1 pseudogene is annotated in these 523 nt (G+C 52.6%); it reads left to right on the top strand.

The features are described from left to right. A pseudogene (locus tag MMA19_RS26485) lies at window positions 1-523 on the top strand (class I adenylate cyclase); the annotation flags it as partial.

Raw genomic sequence — 523 nt, 5'->3', positions numbered from 1 at the left:
ACAGCCCGTGTGAGATCCGCCATCTGGCGATTATCGTTAACCTGGAATATGACCCGACAGCGGCGTTCCGCAATCAGGTGGTGCATTTCGATTTCCGTAAGCTGGATGTCTTCAGCTTTGGCGAGAATCAAAATTGCCTGGTAGGTAGCGTTGACCTGCTGTACCGCAACTCGTGGAACGAAGTGCGTACGCTGCACTTCAACGGCGAGCAATCGATGATCGAAGCCCTGAAAACTATTCTCGGCAAAATGCATCAGGACGCCGCACCGCCAGATAGCGTGGAAGTCTTCTGATATAGCCAGCATCTGCGCGGCTTAATTCGTACTCGCGTGCAGCAACTGGTTTCTGAGTGTATTGAATTGCGTCTTTCCAGCACCCGCCAGGAAACCGGGCGTTTCAAGGCGCTGCGCGTTTCTGGTCAAACCTGGGGGTTGTTCTTCGAACGCCTGAATGTATCGGTACAGAAACTGGAAAACGCCATCGAGTTTTATGGCGCGATTTCGCATAACAAACTGCACGGCCT

It is taken from the genome of Vibrio sp. CyArs1, from assembly GCF_022432925.1.
GTDB classification, from domain to species: domain Bacteria; phylum Pseudomonadota; class Gammaproteobacteria; order Enterobacterales; family Vibrionaceae; genus Vibrio; species Vibrio mediterranei.
Note: the sequence above shows the minus strand (reverse complement) of the source record. Positions and strands in the feature narration are given on the sequence as shown.